At 71.5% G+C, this 17,392-nt stretch carries 15 protein-coding genes; 11 read left to right on the forward strand and 4 right to left on the reverse strand.

Annotated features, from left to right (window positions below):
• Positions 1-145: 145 nt before the first annotated feature.
• Genes ABEB03_RS43235 through ABEB03_RS43250 form a run of 4 tightly spaced genes read left to right on the forward strand, consistent with a single transcriptional unit; the run spans position 146 to position 4,306 of the window.
• Positions 146-1,138 (forward strand): GNAT family N-acetyltransferase, encoded by a 993-nt coding sequence (locus ABEB03_RS43235; protein WP_345658583.1) that lies wholly within the window; start codon positions 146-148, stop codon positions 1,136-1,138.
• Complete coding sequence (locus ABEB03_RS43240) at positions 1,135-2,475, forward strand: ABC transporter substrate-binding protein (protein ID WP_345658584.1); 1,341 nt, start codon at positions 1,135-1,137, stop codon at positions 2,473-2,475. Before ABEB03_RS43235 ends, ABEB03_RS43240 begins: the two co-directional genes overlap by 4 nt.
• Complete coding sequence (locus ABEB03_RS43245; RefSeq protein ID WP_345658585.1) at positions 2,469-3,440, forward strand: carbohydrate ABC transporter permease; 972 nt, start codon at positions 2,469-2,471, stop codon at positions 3,438-3,440. The genes ABEB03_RS43240 and ABEB03_RS43245 overlap by 7 nt, the downstream gene beginning before the upstream one ends.
• Positions 3,437-4,306 (forward strand): carbohydrate ABC transporter permease, encoded by an 870-nt coding sequence (locus ABEB03_RS43250; protein ID WP_345658586.1) that lies wholly within the window; start codon positions 3,437-3,439, stop codon positions 4,304-4,306. Before ABEB03_RS43245 ends, ABEB03_RS43250 begins: the two co-directional genes overlap by 4 nt.
• 90 nt (positions 4,307-4,396) lie before the next feature.
• Here the strand turns inward: ABEB03_RS43250 and ABEB03_RS43255 are convergent, their stop codons facing one another.
• A complete protein-coding gene (locus ABEB03_RS43255; RefSeq protein WP_345658588.1) occupies positions 4,397-5,587 on the reverse strand; it encodes a polyamine ABC transporter substrate-binding protein in 1,191 nt (396 codons plus the stop codon).
• A gap of 212 nt (positions 5,588-5,799) precedes the next feature.
• A complete protein-coding gene (locus ABEB03_RS43260) occupies positions 5,800-7,239 on the reverse strand; it encodes a gamma-aminobutyraldehyde dehydrogenase (protein ID WP_345658589.1) in 1,440 nt (479 codons plus the stop codon).
• Between the two features lie 214 nt (positions 7,240-7,453).
• Between ABEB03_RS43260 and ABEB03_RS43265 the strand changes: the two genes are divergently transcribed.
• The 7 genes from ABEB03_RS43265 to ABEB03_RS43295 all read left to right on the forward strand — a co-directional run bounded on the left by ABEB03_RS43265 (position 7,454) and on the right by ABEB03_RS43295 (position 14,555).
• Entirely contained in the window at positions 7,454-7,969 is a 516-nt protein-coding gene (locus ABEB03_RS43265) for an Lrp/AsnC family transcriptional regulator (RefSeq protein ID WP_345658590.1), read from the forward strand.
• Positions 7,954-9,336 carry an aspartate aminotransferase family protein gene (locus ABEB03_RS43270; RefSeq protein ID WP_345658592.1) on the forward strand — a complete coding sequence of 461 codons (1,383 nt, stop codon included), beginning with the start codon at positions 7,954-7,956 and terminating at the stop codon, positions 9,334-9,336. Before ABEB03_RS43265 ends, ABEB03_RS43270 begins: the two co-directional genes overlap by 16 nt.
• Before the next feature lie 282 nt (positions 9,337-9,618).
• Entirely contained in the window at positions 9,619-10,356 is a 738-nt protein-coding gene (locus ABEB03_RS43275) for an ABC transporter ATP-binding protein (RefSeq protein ID WP_345658593.1), read from the forward strand.
• Positions 10,338-12,005, forward strand: coding sequence for a hypothetical protein (locus tag ABEB03_RS43280; RefSeq protein WP_345658594.1), 1,668 nt, complete (start codon positions 10,338-10,340; stop codon positions 12,003-12,005). Before ABEB03_RS43275 ends, ABEB03_RS43280 begins: the two co-directional genes overlap by 19 nt.
• Positions 12,006-12,100: 95 nt before the next feature.
• Positions 12,101-12,508, forward strand: coding sequence for a VOC family protein (locus tag ABEB03_RS43285; RefSeq protein WP_345658595.1), 408 nt, complete (start codon positions 12,101-12,103; stop codon positions 12,506-12,508).
• 88 nt (positions 12,509-12,596) lie between these two features.
• The gene (locus tag ABEB03_RS43290) at positions 12,597-13,712 is read left to right on the forward strand and encodes an LOG family protein (protein WP_345658596.1); all 1,116 of its coding nucleotides are present in this window, start codon (positions 12,597-12,599) and stop codon (positions 13,710-13,712) included.
• Between the two features lie 159 nt (positions 13,713-13,871).
• Positions 13,872-14,555 carry an LAETG motif-containing sortase-dependent surface protein gene (locus ABEB03_RS43295; RefSeq protein WP_345658597.1) on the forward strand — a complete coding sequence of 228 codons (684 nt, stop codon included), beginning with the start codon at positions 13,872-13,874 and terminating at the stop codon, positions 14,553-14,555.
• Between the two features lie 148 nt (positions 14,556-14,703).
• On the opposite strand, the gene ABEB03_RS43300 is transcribed toward ABEB03_RS43295, so the two are convergent.
• Together ABEB03_RS43300 and ABEB03_RS43305 are read right to left on the reverse strand one after the other, a co-directional pair.
• Entirely contained in the window at positions 14,704-15,735 is a 1,032-nt protein-coding gene (locus tag ABEB03_RS43300; protein ID WP_345658598.1) for an ABC transporter ATP-binding protein, read from the reverse strand.
• A gap of 2 nt (positions 15,736-15,737) precedes the next feature.
• Positions 15,738-17,348, reverse strand: a complete 1,611-nt coding sequence (locus ABEB03_RS43305; RefSeq protein WP_345658658.1) for an ABC transporter permease — start codon at positions 17,346-17,348, stop codon at positions 15,738-15,740.
• Positions 17,349-17,392: the final 44 nt, after the last annotated feature.

Below are 17,392 nucleotides of genomic sequence, written 5' to 3' on the forward strand. Positions count from 1 at the left end.
GACCTCCCGCCCCGGCCGCGCCGCCCGGCTCGCCCTCGCGGACCGCGTGCCGAGCGCCGCGGCACGGAGCGCCCCGCACCGAAGCAGGGCTGCGGTCGACGCCCGACGCCGTCCGCGACCCGCGTATGGAAGGACACCCCCGTCGATGACCGACCGCACGACGACACCCACGACGACCTCACGGACCGGGACGCGTGGCTTTCGCGCGGGCGACGGCCCGCAGTTGATGGAGGCGTGGCGCCGCAGTGCGCCGGCCGACGCGATCACCCCGGACCGCTTCCGCTCCCTGGTGCTGCTCGACGCCAACTTCGATCCGGAGGGCCTGCGGGTCGCCGTCGACGGCGACCGGATCGTGGGCGCGGCCTACGCGGTGCGCCGTCTGACGCCGATGGCCGGCACCGATCTGGAGCCGGACCAGGGCTGGATCCCGTTCTTCTTCGTCGACCCGGCAGTCCGCGGACGCGGCATCGGTCGCCGCCTGCTGACCGACGCCCTGGAGTGGCTGCACCGGCACGGCCGCACCCGGGTGGACTTCTCCTCGTACACACCGAACTACGTCCTCCCCGGCCTGGACGCCGAGGCGTACCCGGAAGCGGCCGGGCTCCTCGAATCCCTGGGCTTCCGCACGCTGTACGAGGCGGCGGCGATGCACCGCGACCTGGTCGGCTATCGCATCCCGGAGGACGTCGCGCGCCGCCGCGACGAACTGACGGCGTCCGGACACCGGTTCGCCACACCGCGCGACGACGACCTGGTGGACCTGTTCGCGCTCGCCGGGACCCACTTCGGCCCGGACTGGGCGTGCACGATCCGGGAGTCGCTGGCCGCGGGCACGCCGCTGGACCGGATCGTCGTCGCCCGGGACCCTTCGGGCCGGCTGGTCGGCTGGGCGATGCACGGCACCTTCGACAAGGTGGACGAGCGGTTCGGCCCGTTCGGCGTACTGGAGGACCTGCGCGGCACCGGCCTGGGCAAGGTCCTGCTCCACCTGGTCCTGGAGCGGATGCGGGCGCGCCGTGCGCACTCCGCGTGGTTCCTGTGGACTGGCGAGCAGTCCCCCGCGGGCCACCTGTACCGCAGGACCGGTTTCACCACGACCCGGGTGTTCCGGGTGATGCGCCGGGAGACAGACGGATGACGCCGTCGCGCCGCACCGGTGGCCTGAGCCGGCGCCACTTCGCGCTCGCGCTCCCCTCGGCGCTGCTCGTCTCCGGATGCGCCGGACCGCACCGGGGCACCGGGCGGCCCGGTGATCCGATCGTCCTCACCCTGCTCTCGCACTACGCGAGCGGGGAGGCGGCAAAAGCCCTGCGCGGTCCGGTCGACGAGTGGAACGCGCTGCACGACCGGGTCAAGGTGCGGACCAAGGCCGTCGAGTTCACGGACCTGCTGACCACGTTCATGGTCCGGCAGGCCGCGGGCCAGGGCGCCGACATCCTGCACCCGTACTGCCTCTGGAACGGCCAGCTCGTCCAGGCCGGCGTCCTGCGGCCCGCGCCGCCCGGGCACGCCGAGGAGATCAGGCGCGACTACGGCCGGGCCGCGGTCGGCTCCTCGTCGGTGGGCGGCACGGTCTACGGCTACCCCACCGAGGTCCAGACGTACGCCCTGTACTACAACAAGCGGCTGCTGCGCGAGGCCGGTGTCGCTCACCCCCCGCGCACCTGGCGGGAGTTGGAGGAAACGGCGTACCGCACCGCGAAGCGGGACGGGTACGGAAACACGCTGGTCCAGGGGTTCGGGCTGTCGACCTACGACGACTCCACCACCGTCGGCCAGACGCTCGCCCTGCTCAACGCCGCCGGCGGAGCGTTCGTCGCCGCGGACGGCAGGAGCACCGCCATCGACTCGCCGGCCGGCCGGGCCGTGTTCGACCTGGAGCACCGCCTCGTGGCCAAGGGGGCGAGCGCCCCCGGCGTCAACGTCTACAAGGCGTTCCAGTCCGGGCAGGTGGCCATGGTCATCAGCGCCGGCTGGTGGACCGGGAGCCTGAAGGCCCAGATGGGCGAGGGCTACCGTGACGTCGGCGTCGCGCCGCTGCCCGTGCCCGCGGCGGACGACACGCGCGCCACGCTCGCCACCGGCTTCATGCTGGGGGTCAACGCGGCCAGTGAACACCCGCGCGAGGCCTGGGAGTTCCTGCGCTGGCTCAACACCGAGAAGGTGGGCGTGAAGGGCGCGGGCAAGGGCGCGACGGCGACCCGGATGAGCGCCCTCCAGGTGTCGGTGGGCTCCCTGACGGGCCGCGCCGACGACATGCGGACGCTCCTCGGCAAGGGCGGCGATCCGAATCTGCGCCCGTTCCTCGACGCGCTGGGATACGCGGTGCCGGAGCCGAACGTCCCGGGCGCGCAGCAGGCCAAGTCGCTGCTCCGCAAGAACATCGAGGCGCTGTGGACCGGTCAGCAGTCGGTCGACGAGGCACTGCGCACCACCCGCCGCCAGGTCGATCAGGAGGTGTCGCGCTCATGGTGAACACCCTGGCGCCCGAGACCACGGAGCGGGCCCGTGGTGTGCGGTCCGCCCGGCTCCCCGTAGAGGACCGAAGGCGGACCGGGCCCCGCGCCCGGCGCCGCCAAGTGGCCGTCGCCTATCTCTTCCTGGCGCCGACGCTGCTGTTCTTCGCCGTCTTCCTGATCCTGCCGCTCGGCTTCGCACTGCTGCTGTCGATGTCCCGCTGGGCCGGGTTCGAGCTCGGCGACATCGATCCGGTCGGCCTGGACAACTTCACCGGCCTGTTCGCAAAGGGGTCGACGTTCCTGACGCCGATCCTCACCAACACCCTGCTGTTCGCCCTGGGCACCGTGGCGCTCGCGCTCGCCGGATCGGTGCTCGTGGCCACCTCCATCGACAAGCTCCGGTTCCAGGGCCTGTGGCGCACCCTGTACTTCCTGCCGATCGTCACGACCGTCGTCGCCGTCGGCAACGTGTGGAAGTACATGTACGAGCCGGGAGGCCTGGTCAACGGCGTCCTGAACGCCCTCGGGCTCGGCTCGGTGGCGTTCCTCCAGGACCCGGACACCGCGCTGCCCTCGGTCGTGGTCGTGCAGGCCTGGGCGTCGCTCGGCTCGGCGATCCTCGTCCTGACCGCCGGGCTGAAGTCCATTCCGGAGTCGTACTACGAGGCCGCCGCGCTCGACGGCGCCGGGCCCGTCACCGTCTTCTGGAGGATCACGCTGCCGCTGCTGCGGCCGTCCCTGCTGTTCGTGTGCATCACCCAGTTCCTCACCGGCCTGCAGTCGTTCGCGCTGATCATCGTGATGACCAAGGGCGGACCGGGGGACGCGACCAACGTGGCCGCGCTGGAGATGTACCGGCAGGCCTTCAGTTACGGCGACTGGGGCGCCGCGAGCGCCGCCGCCTTCGTGCTGTTCGTGGTGGTCCTCGTGGTCACCCTGGTGCAGTTGTGGATCTTCCGGCGCAAGGGAGAGGACTCATGATCCGCCGCCGTTTCCCGTGGCTGTCGTATCTGGTGGTGGTGACCGGCGCCGTGCTCACGGTGGTGCCGTTCCTCGACATGGTGATGACGTCCTTCAAGGGGCCCGGTGAGGCGGGCACGCTGCCGTACCGGTTCCTGCCCGAGGCGTTCGACCTGTCCAACTACCGGGCGGCGGTCGACCAGCTCGATCTGCCGGTGCTCTTCCGCAACAGCGTCGTCGCGACCGCCCTGACCACCGGATCGGTGCTGCTCACGTCGTCCCTGGCCGGCTACGCGCTCGCCAAACTCCGCTTTCCCGGACGGAACTTCATCTTCCGTCTGGTGCTGTCGACGATGATGTTCCCGCCGTTCCTCTTCTTCATCCCGCACTTCCTGATCCTGGTGCACTGGCCGCTCGCGGGCGGCAACGACCTGTTCGGCCGCGGCGGTGCGGGCCTGACCGTCAGCATCGCGGCGCTGGCCGTGCCGTTCCTCGTCAACGGCTTCGGGATCTTCCTGACGCGGCAGTTCATGCTCTCGATCCCGGACGAGGTCCTGGAGGCCGCGCGCATCGACGGGGCCGGCGAGTTCGCCGTGTGGTGGCGGATCGTGGTGCCGCAGACCAAGCCGGTCGTGGTGACGCTCGGGCTGCTGACCTTCGTCGACGCCTGGAACGAGTACATCTGGGCACTGCTCGTGTCGACCGCCAACCCGGAGGTGATGACCCTGCCCGTCGGCATCCAGCTCCTCCAGGACCACGTCGACCCGACCCGCACGATGCCGATCGTCATGGCCGGCCTCGTGCTGAGCGTCCTGCCGGTCCTGATCCTCTTCCTGCTGCTGCAGAAGCACTACATCCGCGGCGTCATGCTCAGCGGCCTCAAGTAGAGAGGGCGCGCCGGCGGGCGCGAAGCGTGGAGAGAGCGCGCCGGCGGTCCAGAAGGGCGACGGTGCTCGACGGGCCGGCCCGCACCGTGGCTAGAGCCCGGCGATGGCGTTCCAGCGCTTCGCGAACTCGGCGCGCTCGCCGGACTCGATGTCCCGGGCGATCGCGAGCCGCTTGCGCATGGCCGCGTCCGGGAAGATCAGCGGGTCCTCGGCGAGGGCGGCGGTGTCCTTGTCCTTGGAGGAGGCGAGGACGTCCTGGGCGGCGGGGACCGGACAGACGTAGTTGACCCAGGCGGCCAGCTCGGCGGCGACCTCCGGCTCGTAGTAGTAGTCGACGAGCTTCTCCGCGTTGGCCTTGTGGCGGGCCAGGTTGGGGATCATCAGCGACTCCGACCAGAGTTCGGCGCCCTCCTCGGGGACGACGAAGCGGATGTCGGGGTTGTCGGCCTGGAGCTGGATCACGTCGCCGGAGTAGGCCTGACAGGCCAGGACGTCGCCGCTGGAGAGGTCCTTGATGTAGTCGTTGCCGGTGAAGCGCCGGATCTGCCCGCCGTGCACGTGCTTCTCGACCTGGTCGCAGACCCGGTGGAAGTCGTCCGCGGTCCACTGGGTGATGTCGACCCCGTTGCCCTGCATGAGCAGCGCGAAGGCCTCGTCCAAGCCGGAGAGCAGGGTGACGCGTCCCTTGAGGTCGTCGGCCCACAGGTCGGAGACGTGCCGGATCTCGCGACCGAGTTTGCGGTGGTTGTACGCGATCCCGGTGATGCCCGACTGCCAGGGCACCGTCGACTTGCGGCCGGGGTCGAAGGCGGGCGAGCGCAGCAGCGGGTCGAGGTACTTGGTCACGTTGGGCTGCGCGGCCCGGTCCATCTCCTGGACCCAGCCGAGACGGACGAAGCGGGCGCACATCCAGTCGCTGATGACGATCAGGTCGCGGCCCGTCCGCTGGTGGTTCATCAGCGACGGACTGATCTTGCCGAAGAACTCGTCGTTGTCGTTGATCTCCTCGATGTAGTCGACGGAGATGCCGGTGCGCTCCTCGAAGGCGTCCAGGGTGGGCCGCTTGCCGGTGTCGTCGTCATCGGTGTCGATGTAGAGCGGCCAGTTCGCCCATGTCAGCCGTTTGTCCGCGGCGGAGAGGTCCGCTCCGGTCCGGTCGCCGGGCGCGACGTACGCGGCGGGCACCCCGCAACCGGCGAGGGCGCCGAGCGCCGCGCCCCCGCCCAGGGCGCGCAGCAGGGACCGGCGGGACAGGGCTGAGGTGTTCCGAATCGCTGGCACGCGGGCAGCATGCCGCCGACGGCTCCGCGCGGACAATGGACGCTGCGTCGAGCGGTCGCGCGCCGACCCGACACCCTGTCGATCATCGGCCCGGACCGGGCGGACCGTGTACGACAGTGCGGCCCCGGACGGTCGATTCCCGTCCGGGGCCGCACTGTTGGCTTCACGTGCCCGGCCGCCCTGGCGGCGGCACGGCCCGTGGCGGCGGAAGGTCAGCCGTCGAGCGAGGTCATCACGTGCTTGATGCGCGTGTAGTCGTCGAAGCCGTACGCCGACAGGTCCTTGCCGTAGCCGGACTTCTTGAAGCCGCCGTGCGGCATCTCGGCGACCAGCGGGATGTGGGTGTTGATCCAGACGCAGCCGAAGTCGAGCGACTTCGACAGACGCATCGCGCGGGCGTGGTCCTTGGTCCACACGGAGGAGGCGAGGGCGTAGTCGACGCCGTTCGCCCACTCGACGGCCTGCGTCTCGTCCGAGAAGGACTGGACGGTGATGACCGGGCCGAAGACCTCGTTCTGGATGATCTCGTCGTCCTGCTTGAGGCCGGAGACGACGGTCGGGGCGTAGAAGTAGCCCTTCTCGCCGACCTGGTGGCCGCCCGCCTCGACCTTGGCGTGGGCGGGCAGGCGCTCGATGAAGCCGGAGACCTGCTTCAGCTGGTTCGGGTTGTTCAGGGGGCCGAAGAGCACGTCCTCGTCGTCCGGCTGACCGGTCTTCGTCTCGGCGGCCGCCTTCGCGAGCGCGGCGACGAACTCGTCGTGGATGGACTCCTGGACGAGTACGCGGGTGGCGGCCGTGCAGTCCTGGCCGGCGTTGAAGAAGCCGGCGACGGAGATGTCCTCGACGGCCTTGGCGATGTCGGTGTCCTCGAAGACGACGACCGGGGCCTTGCCGCCGAGCTCCAGGTGGACGCGCTTGAGGTCCTTGGACGCCGACTCGGCGACCGACATGCCGGCCCGCACGGAGCCGGTGATGGACGCCATCGCCGGGGTCGGGTGCTCGACCATCGCGCGGCCGGTGTCGCGGTCGCCGCAGATGACGTTGAAGACGCCCTTGGGGAGGATGCCGCCGATGATGTCGGCGATCAGGACGGTGGAGGCGGGCGTGGTGTCCGACGGCTTGAGGACGACCGTGTTGCCGGCCGCCAGCGCCGGGGCGAACTTCCACACGGCCATCATCATCGGGTAGTTCCACGGCGCGACCTGCGCGCAGACGCCGACCGGCTCGCGGCGGACGATCGAGGTCATGCCCTCCATGTACTCGCCGGCCGAGCGGCCCTCGAGCATGCGTGCGGCGCCCGCGAAGAAGCGGATCTGGTCCACCATCGGCGGGATTTCCTCGGAGCGGGTCAGCCCGATCGGCTTGCCGGTGTTCTCGACCTCGGCCGCGATGAGCTCCTCGGCCCGCTCCTCGAAGGCGTCCGCGATCTTCAGGAGGGCCTTCTGGCGCTCGGACGGCGTGGTGTCGCGCCAGGCCGGGAAGGCCGTGGCGGCGGCCGCCATCGCGGCGTCGACGTCGGCCTGTCCGGAGAGCGGCGCGGTCGCGTACGCCTCACCGGTCGCGGGGTTGACCACCTCCGTGGTCCGCCCATCGGCGGCATCGCGGAACTCTCCGTCGATGTAATTGCGCAGACGACGCAGCTCGGTGCTCACTGCCCGGCCCTCCTGTCAGATGTGCGTTGACTCAGCTGTCCGGTTACCTGGGACACCCAGGTGTCCACTACCTGAGATACCTGAGGGGCCCACCCTAATCCGTGGATCCACGTTTTCAACACCCCTGGTCCGGCCAGAGCTGCGAAATCCGCAAGACACGTGCTCGTAAACAACGAATTTCATCGCTACGGCCTTGCGGAACTGTCGATACGTCGTGCACAGTGAGGCCGTGGCCAGTCGAAGCGCAGACCCCAGGGACTCCCGCGAGTCCAGGAACGGCACCCCCCAGCTGGATGCCGTCTCCCTCGCCATCATCGAGCAGCTGCAGCAGGACGGGCGCCGCCCGTACGCCGCGATCGGCAAGGCCGTGGGCCTGTCCGAGGCGGCCGTGCGCCAGCGCGTCCAGAAGCTGCTCGACCAGGGCGTGATGCAGATCGTCGCCGTCACGGACCCGCTCACCGTGGGCTTTCGTCGGCAGGCGATGGTGGGCATCAACGTCGAGGGTGACCTCGACCCGGTGGCCGACGCGCTGACCGCCATGCCGGAAGTCGAGTACGTGGTGATGACCGCGGGCTCGTTCGACCTCCTCGTAGAAGTCGTCTGCGAGGACGACGACCACCTGCTGGACGTCATCAACAAACGCATCCGGGCCCTGCCCGCGGTGCGCTCCACCGAGAGCTTCGTCTACCTGAAGCTCAAGAAGCAGACCTACATGTGGGGAACCCGATAGCCGTGAGCACCAAGGACCTCAGCAAGACCGCGTACGACCACCTGTGGATGCACTTCACCCGCATGTCCTCGTACGAGAACGCGCCCGTTCCCACCATCGTCCGGGGTGAGGGCACCTACATCTACGACGACAAGGGCAAGAAGTACCTCGACGGTCTTGCGGGCCTGTTCGTGGTCCAGGCCGGCCACGGCCGCCGGGAGCTGGCCGAGGTGGCCGCCAAGCAGGCCGCCGAGCTGGCCTTCTTCCCCGTGTGGTCCTACGCCCACCCCAAGGCCGTGGAGCTGGCCGAGCGCCTCGCCCACCACGCGCCCGGCGACCTGAACAAGGTCTTCTTCACCACCGGAGGCGGCGAGGCCGTCGAGACCGCGTGGAAGCTCGCCAAGCAGTACTGGAAGCTGCGCGGCCACCACACCAAGTACAAGGTCATCTCGCGTGCGGTCGCCTACCACGGCACCCCGCAGGGCGCCCTGTCCATCACCGGCCTGCCGGCCCTGAAGGCCCCCTTCGAGCCGCTGGTGCCCGGCGCGCACAAGGTCCCCAACACGAACATCTACCGCGCCCCGATCCACGGCGACGACCCGGAGGCCTTCGGCCGCTGGGCCGCCGACCAGATCGAGCAGCAGATCCTCTTCGAGGGCCCGGAGACGGTCGCCGCCGTCTTCCTGGAGCCGGTGCAGAACGCCGGCGGCTGCTTCCCGCCGCCGCCCGGCTACTTCCAGCGGGTGCGGGAGATCTGCGACCAGTACGACGTGCTGCTCGTCTCGGACGAGGTCATCTGCGCCTTCGGCCGCCTGGGCACCACGTTCGCCTGCGACAAGTTCGGCTACGTGCCGGACATGATCACCTGCGCCAAGGGCATGACCTCGGGTTACTCCCCGATCGGCGCGTGCATCGTCTCCGACCGCATCGCCGAGCCGTTCTACAAGGGCGACAACACCTTCCTGCACGGCTACACCTTCGGCGGCCACCCGGTCTCCGCGGCGGTGGGCCTCGCCAACCTCGACCTGTTCGAGCGCGAGGGCCTCAACCAGCACGTGCTGGACAACGAGAGCGCCTTCCTCAGCACCCTCCAGAAGCTGCACGACCTGCCGATCGTCGGCGACGTCCGCGGCAACGGCTTCTTCTACGGCATCGAGCTCGTGAAGGACAAGGCCACCAAGGAGACCTTCACGGATGAGGAGTCGGAGCGCGTGCTCTACGGCTTCGTGTCCAAGAAGCTCTTCGAGTACGGCCTGTACTGCCGCGCCGACGACCGCGGTGACCCGGTCATCCAGCTGTCGCCGCCGCTGATCTCCGACCAGTCGACCTTCGACGAGATCGAGGGGATCATCCGTCAGGTGCTGACGGAGGCGTGGGCGAAGCTCTAATCCACGCGCGGGCCGTGCGCCCGAGGCGCGTCCCCGGGGTCGTGACCCCGGGGCGCGGCCTCGCGGCCACGGCGCCCCTGCGAAGCTCCGGTCTTCCTCCTGGTTGATCAACACCGGCCCCGGTGCCCCCCGTTCGAGTGAGAATGGGCGGCCCGGGGCCGCGTGCTGTCCGGCCTCCCGGCCCCGACTCCCTAGCGTGCCCAGTGACCGATCGGCCCTGCCTTCGTTCCCCCGTCCGGGGGACTTGGCCTGGCAAATCAGATCTGAACCGAGGTGTACGCGATGGTGGCCCCGCCGGACAACGACGTGCTCTGGGCACGCGCCCTGCACGTCAATCACAACGGCTCGCCCGCGCTCAGCGGTGTCTCGCTCGGTGTCCGAGAGGGCGAGATCCTCGCCGTCGGCGGCCCGCGCGGCAGCGGCAAGACGACCCTGCTCCAGTGCCTGTCGGGCCAGCTGCTGCCGCAGGAGGGCGAGGTCTGGTTCAACAGCGTGCCCGTGCACACCATGGGCCCGCTCAGCCGCGAACGCATGCGCCGCGACCGCTTCGGCTGGATCGACCCGGCCCCCGTGCTGATCCCCGAGCTGAACGCCTGGGAGAACGCCGCGCTGCCGCTGATGCTGCGCGGCACCGGACGCAGGGCCGCCAAGACCACCGCCCTGGAGTGGCTGGAACGGCTCGACATCGGGGGCTGCGCCCGCAAGCGCCCGCACACCCTGCTCCAGGCGGAGCGGCAGCGCGTCGCCATCGCGCGGGCCCTCGTCTCCGCCCCCACCGTGCTCTTCGCCGACGAGCCGACCGCCTCCCTGCACCGCGCCGACCGCACCCATGTGCTGCGCACGCTCACCGCGGCCGCCCGCTCGCACGGCATCACGGTCGTCCTCGCCACGCACGACGCGGACACCGCGGCCCTCGCCGACCGCACGGTGTCGCTCCTCGACGGACGGCGCGTGAACACCGTCCACCTGCCCCCGGTCACCGAGACGGAAGGCCGGGCCGCGTGCTCGCTCTCCGTCTAGCCCGCGGCGCACAGCCCCTCGTCCAGGTCCGCCGGCTGCTGGTGGCCGCCGCCTCGACGGGTACCGGGTTCCTGCTGCTGTGCACGCTGGGGTACGCGATGACGCACCCGGACGGCTCGACCGGCTCGGCGCTGCGGCTCGCCTGGTGCGCGGTGCCCGTGGCGACGACCGTGTACTTCGCCGTCGCGGTCGCCCGCACCGACCCCGGCACCCGGCCGCGCCCCGGCCTCGCGGCCATCGGGCTCGGCCCGGGGCGCCTGATGGCCATCTCGGCGGCCACCACCGCCCTGTCCACGACTCTCGGCTCGCTGCTCGCGCTGCTCCTGTTCCTGCATCTGCGGGGCGACCTCACGGGCATGCCCCTGGGCGGCACCGCGGCGGAGTTCCTCGCCACGGACAGCTCCCTGCCGCTGCCCGCGGCTCTGACCCTGCTGGCGCTGGTGCCGATCGCGGCGTCCGCCGCGGTCGCGGTGGCCCTGCGGCCGCGGGGCGGCAGGCCGCGCCGCGTCGTGGACTCCTACGGCCGCACCTGGATCACGGCACGGCAGATCGCGGCGAGCGGCTCCGCGGGCCGCGCCGCCGGCCGGACGGAACGCGTCACGGCGGACACGGCCGGGACGGACACCACGGCGGGCTCCGCCGGTGCGGACGCCCCCGGACACACCGGCACGCCCGCCGCCTGGCGCCCCGACGGCGACGCGGCGGCACGCACCGACGGGGAGGCCTCCCGCGTGCCCGACGCGCACTTCTACTCCGACATCCTGGACGCCGTCGCCGACGACGACATGGCCGACGCGGGTCCCGACTTCCACTGGACCGCGGAGGCGTACGGCGACACGGAGCGCGACCGCACACAGGCGCACGCCGACACGGAGGTCCAGGACGAGCGCAGGGGCCGTACGCGGGCCGGCCGCCGGCGGGGCTCCCAGGACCCCCGCCCCGACGCGCCGGACGCCCAGGAGGCCGCCGAAGCCCCCGCTCGCCGCCGTCGGCAGATCCGCCCGGCCGTCGAGTTCGACCCGCGCCGCCTCCCGCCCGTCGAGACCACGCCCGGCGGTCTGCCCTGGGGCGCGGCGACGGTCGCGGCGGGGCTCGCCGTGGAGACGTACGCGGGCCGCTCCCCTTCCGCCGCCGGGCTCACACTGCCCGGCGGATTCGCCGACGGCCCGGCCGGGGTGCTGGTCGGCTGGGTGCTCACCGCGCTCGGCCTGGCCATGGCGGGACCGGCGCTCACCTATCTGTGCGGCCGGCTGCTCCAGGCCGTACGGCCGGGCGCGCTGCGGCTGCTCGCCGGACGCGTCCTCCAGGCGGAGTCCCGGCGCATCGGGCAGCCGCTCGGCGTGGTGTCCGCGGTGGCCTGCGGCGGCTACGCCATGGCGACGCTGTACACCGGTGAGCAGCCCGGGTTCGGGCCGCTGACCACCCTGGGAACCCTGCTGGTCGCGGGGTCCACCCTGCTGACGCTGGCGACGGCCGCGGTAGAGGCGAAGCAGGCGCGCGCGGACACCACGGCCGCCCTGCTGCGGCTCGGGGCGCCCGCCACCGTGCTGCGCGGCGCCGCGGCGCTCCGGGTCGCCGCGCTGCTCGCCCTGTTCGCCCCGCTCACCTGGGTGATCGCCGAACTCGCCGCACTGCCCCTGGTGCAGTGACAGCCCGTACGAAAAAGGTCCGCGCCCGGCGATGAGTTCCGCGCGGACCCGCGGTCTACCTCTCCGAACGCCACATCACCGACGGGAGACCTCGCATGTACCAGCAGATGATCTTCGTGAACCTGCCCGTGGCCGATGTCGACACCTCGAAGAAGTTCTTCACGGAGCTCGGCTACACGATCAACCCGCAGTTCACGACCGACGACTGCGCCTGTGTCGTGATCAGCGACACCATCGTCGCGATGATGCTGAGCAAGCAGCGCTACGCGGACTTCACGAAGAAGCAGATCGCGGACGCGACGAAGACCAGCGAGGTGCTGCTGTGTCTGAGTGCCGAGAGCCGCGAGAAGGTCGACGAACTGGTCGACGGGGCGATCGCGGCGGGCGGCTCGGCCAGCGGCGAGACGCAGGACCACGGCTTCATGTACGGCCGCGCCTTCGACGACCCGGACGGCCACACCTGGGAGGTCATGTGGATGGACCCGGCGGCCGTCCAGGGCTGACCCGCACGCCCCGCGCACCCCGGTCGGCACGGGACGGATTTCCGTCCCGGCCCCGGGGTGCGGGCCGTTCAGGCCCTAGCATGACCGGGTGCAGCCGACACCACCACACACGTCCGACGACCGTGAGATCGAGTCCCTCGCCGAGTTCGACGAGGTCGTCGCGGCGGGCCGTTCGCTCTCCGGGTTCCGGGTCCAGGCCGTCGATCTGACGGCCCGTACGAAGACGCTGCTGTCCGTGGACAGCGCGGGAGCCGTCTTCCTCGGCTGCCCCATGGCCCCCGAGGCGGCGGCCGCGGTCCGGACCGCGGGCGCCCTGGTCTTCCCGCCCGTGCCCGGGCTGCCCTTCGATCCGTACCGCGGCGTGCTCTACTCCCCCGACGAGCTCTTCGAGGCGCTCGACACGGGCTACGGGTCGACGCCGGACGCCCGCGCGTACGCCTGGTTCCAGCAGACCAGGGCCGACGGGGACATATTCGCCTCGATGCTGCGCTCCGTCCACGACGATGCCGTCTCGGACGCGCTCGACGAACTCCTCGCCGGCGCGCGGGTGGTGGGCGTGATGGGCGGCCACGCGATGGCACGCGGCACCGAGGAGTACGCGGGGGCCGCGCGCCTCGGCCGGGAGCTGGCGCGTGCCGGTTACACGGTCGCCACCGGCGGCGGACCCGGCGCGATGGAGGCCGCCAACCTCGGTGCGTACGCGGCCCCCTTCGACGACCGCATGCTCGGCGAGGCTCTGCAACTGCTCGCCAAGGCGCCGTCGTTCGGACCGTCGGTGACGGACTGGGCGCGCGCCGCCTTCGACGTGCGGGAGCGGTGGCCCTCCGGCGGCGCGTCGGTCGGCATCCCCACCTGGTTCTACGGCCACGAGCCGCCCAACGCGTTCGCGGCGCACATCGCCAAGTACTTCGCCAACGCGACCCGCGAGGACGGCCTGCTGGCCCGCTCGAACGCCGGCGTCGTCTTCCTGCCGGGCGCGGCCGGAACCGTGCAGGAGATCTTCGACAACGCGACCCCGAACTACTACGAGTCGCGGGGCGAGCCGACCCCCATGGTCCTGGTGAACCAGACGCACTGGACCGAGAAGTACCCCACCTGGCCGCTGCTCCAGTCACTGGCCCGGGACCGCTCGATGGAGTCGCGCATCACGCTCGTGGACCGTATCGAGGACGCTCCGGAGGCGCTCAAACACCTCGGTGGTTAATGACAAGGCAAAGCCGACGTCCGCGCAGGGCCTACGCATTGACAGCCCTTAGGTGACGCTTATAAACCTGTGAGACTCCTGGGGGTGCTGTTGTCGCAGCACGCTTCACAACAAATCCCCCCTCACCCCCCGCAGTTGCGCAATCTGTGAAGGGCAATCGTGTCCATATCTCGCCGTACCGCACGTTCCGTGCGCATCCTCGGTGTTGCATCCGCCTCGGCCGCGCTCGCGCTCGGTGTCGCGGGCAACGCACTCGCCTGCAACATCCGTGACTTCTCGGCCGTCGCCTCCTGCGACGACAACGGGAAGGGCATCATCACCGTGACCGACACCGACTCCTCGGGCAAGGACGCAGAGGTCTCGGTCTACCTCGAGTCGAACGGCGCCGACGAGAAGCTGGTCGGCACCAAGACGGTCACCGGCACCCGCGAGGGCGCCACCGTGACGTTCTCGGAGGACTGGTCCCCGAAGGCCGTGTACCGCGTGCACATCAAGGCCGGGAACATCGTCGACGAGGACATCTCCCCGAACCTGACCGCGCCCTCCGAGGCCTGCAAGTCCACGGAGACGCCGTCGCCTTCGGAGACCCCCAAGCCGTCGGACACTCCCAAGCCGTCGGAGACGCCTTCGGACGAGCCGACCCCGTCGGCCTCCGAGAGCACCACCGCTCCCGCGACGACCGGGGACAACTCCCCGTCGCCCGCGACCGGTGACTCCAACCTCGCCGAGACCGGTGCGAACTCCAACACCGGCATGATCGCCGGTATCGCCGGCGCGCTCGTCGTGGTCGGCGGCGGAGCGGTCTTCTTCGGCATGCGCCGTCGCGCCTCGAAGGCCGGCTGACGCACCACCGTAAGCAGGTGTGGCCCGTCTCCTTCCCGGGGACGGGCCACACGCGTGTCTGCGGGCCGCAGGCGGTCTGCTGGGCCGTCTCCGGGGCAGTCGGCGGCGCGGGAGCGGTTCATTCCCGAGCGACGGCGCGAAGCGCACGCTAGGCGCCGCCCGGCCCCCCGAGCACGGCGATCTCGGCGGCGTCGAACGCCACTCCGACCACGTCACCGGGCGCCGGCGCGTCGCGCAGCGCGCACGCCGCCTCGAGCCGCGGCGCGCCCTGCGGTTGGAGCTGTACGGCGACATGGGTGCCCCGGAAGGTGCGTGCGGCGACGGTGCAGCGCAGCCCGTCGGCCCGGTCCACGAGCCGTACGCCCGCGGGCCGCACGAGGAGCGTGCCGGTCCCCTGCCGGGAGCCCTGCGGCACCGGCACCTTGCCCCACGGCGTGTCCGCGGCCTCGCCGCTCACCGTCGCCTCGACGACGTTGTCGAAGCCGAGGAAACGGGCCACGAAGGCGTCCGCGGGACGCTGCCAGACCTCCAGCGGCGTACCGGACTGGGCGATGCGGCCGTCCCGCATCACCACGACCCGGTCGGCGAGCGCGAAGGCCTCGCCCTGGTCGTGCGTGACGGCCAGCACCGTCGTGCCCAACTCACCGAAGAGCTGGCGCAGTTCGACGACGAGCCGCTCGCGCAGGGATCGGTCCAGCTGACCGAGGGGCTCGTCCAGCATCAGCAGACGAGGGCGCGGGGCGAGTGCGCGGGCCAGCGCGACCCGCTGCTGCTCACCTCCGGACAGCTCCCCGACGGGCCTGGACGCGGCCCCCGGAAGGCCGACGAGCTCCAGCAACTCCCGAACGCGTGCGGCCTGCTCGCCCCTCGGCGCGCCGTGCATCCGCAGCCCGAAGGCGACGTTGCCGCCCACGTCCCGCTGCGGGAACAGCTGATGGTCCTGGAACATCAGGCCCACGCCCCGCTTGTGCGCGGGGACACCGCCCAGATCCCGGCCGTCCAGGCACACTCGTCCGGCGTCCAGCGGCTGAAGTCCCGCGACGGCCCGGAGCAGTGTCGACTTGCCGCTGCCGCTCGGCCCGAGCACGCAGACGATCTCGTGCTCCGCCACGTCGAGACCGACGGCGTCGAGCGCGGCCCGCGCGCCGAAGCGCACGGTCGCGCCTGCGAGTTCGAGCATGGTCAGAACTCCCCCGTCCGGTCCGTCCGAACCCGCTCCAGGAGCAGCAGCGCCACCGCACACACCACCATCAAGATCGTCGAAAGGGCCATCGCCTGGCCGTAGTTGAGATCGCCCGCCCGCCCGAGCAGACGTGCCACCGCGACCGGCAGCGTCGGGTTGTCCGGCCGCGCGATGAACACGGTCGCCCCGAACTCGCCGAGCGACACGGCGAAGGCGAACCCGGCCGCGACCAGCAGCGCCCGCCGCACCATCGGCAGGTCGACCTCCCGCCACACCCGCCAGGGCGAGGCGCCGAGCACGGCCGCCGCCTCGCGCAGCCGCCCGTCCACCGCCCGCAGCACGGGCAGCATCGTCCGCACCACGAAGGGGACCCCGACCAGCGCCTGCGCGAGCGGCACCAGGATCCAGCTGCTGCGCAGGTCCAACGGCGGCTCGTCGAGCGCGATGAGGAACCCGAACCCGACCGTCACGGCGGAGACGCCGAGCGGCAGCATGAGCAGCGCGTCGAAGCCCCGCACGAGACGGCCCGCGTCACGGCGGGTGAGGGCGGCGGCCGCCAGCCCGCCGATGACGACGGCGATCGCGGTGGCGGCGAGGGCGTACTCCAGCGAGGTGCCGATCGCCGTGACCGGCGCGACGAGGAAGGCACCTCCGTCGTCGGAGGCCAGCGCCCTGTAGTAGGCGAACCCATGGCCGCCAGGCGTGTCGAGCGAGCGCTGGACGAGCACCCCGAGCGGAAGCACGAGCAGGACGGCGACGCTCGCGAGCACTCCCCCGAGCAACGCCCACTGGCCCGCACCCCGCGGCCGGCGCGCTGTCGTCTCCGGGGCCACCAGGCGCAGCGCGGTCTCCCGGCGCCGCACCGTCCCGGCGTGCACGGCGAGGATCGCGCCCACCGCCACGAACTGGACGAGCGTCAGCACCGCCGCCGTGGCGAGGTCGAAGATCTGCGAGGTCTGCCGGTAGATCTCGACTTCGAGGGTGGAGAAGGTGGGACCGCCGAGGATCTGCACCACGCCGAAGGAGGTGAAGGTGAAGAGGAACACCATGAGCGCGGCGGCCGCCACGGCCGGGCTCAGCGCCGGAAGCGTCACCTTGCGCCAGGCCGCGAACCGCGAGGCGCCGAGCATCCGCGCGGCCTCCTCCTGGCGGGGGTCGAGCTGCGCCCACAGCCCGCCGACGGTCCGTACGACGACCGCGTAGTTGAAGAAGACGTGCGCGAGCAGAATGGCCCAGACCGTGGTGTCGAGCCGCACACCCCACAGCTCGTCGAGCAGACCGCCTCGGCCGACCAGCGCCAGGAACGCCGTGCCGACGACGACGGTCGGCAGCACGAAGGGCACCGTCACCACGGCTCTGAGGACCTGCTTGCCCCTGAAATCGAAGCGCGCGAACGCATACGCGCCGGGGAGCGCGATCAGCAGCGTGAGCGCCGTCGAGGCGAGCGCCTGCCAGGTGGTGAACCAGAGCACGTGCCGGATGTCGGACTGCGTGAGCACGTCCGCGATCCGCTCCAGCCGCCACTGTCCGTCGGTCTTCAGGCCGCGGGCCACGATCGCGGCGACGGGGTAGGCGAAGAAGACGGCGAAGAACGCGACGGGCACGGCCATGAGGCCGAGCCGGGCCGCGTTCGCGCGCCCGACCGGCCCGCGCC

This window comes from Streptomyces siamensis (assembly GCF_039543605.1).
In the GTDB taxonomy this organism is placed as follows: domain Bacteria; phylum Actinomycetota; class Actinomycetes; order Streptomycetales; family Streptomycetaceae; genus Streptomyces; species Streptomyces siamensis.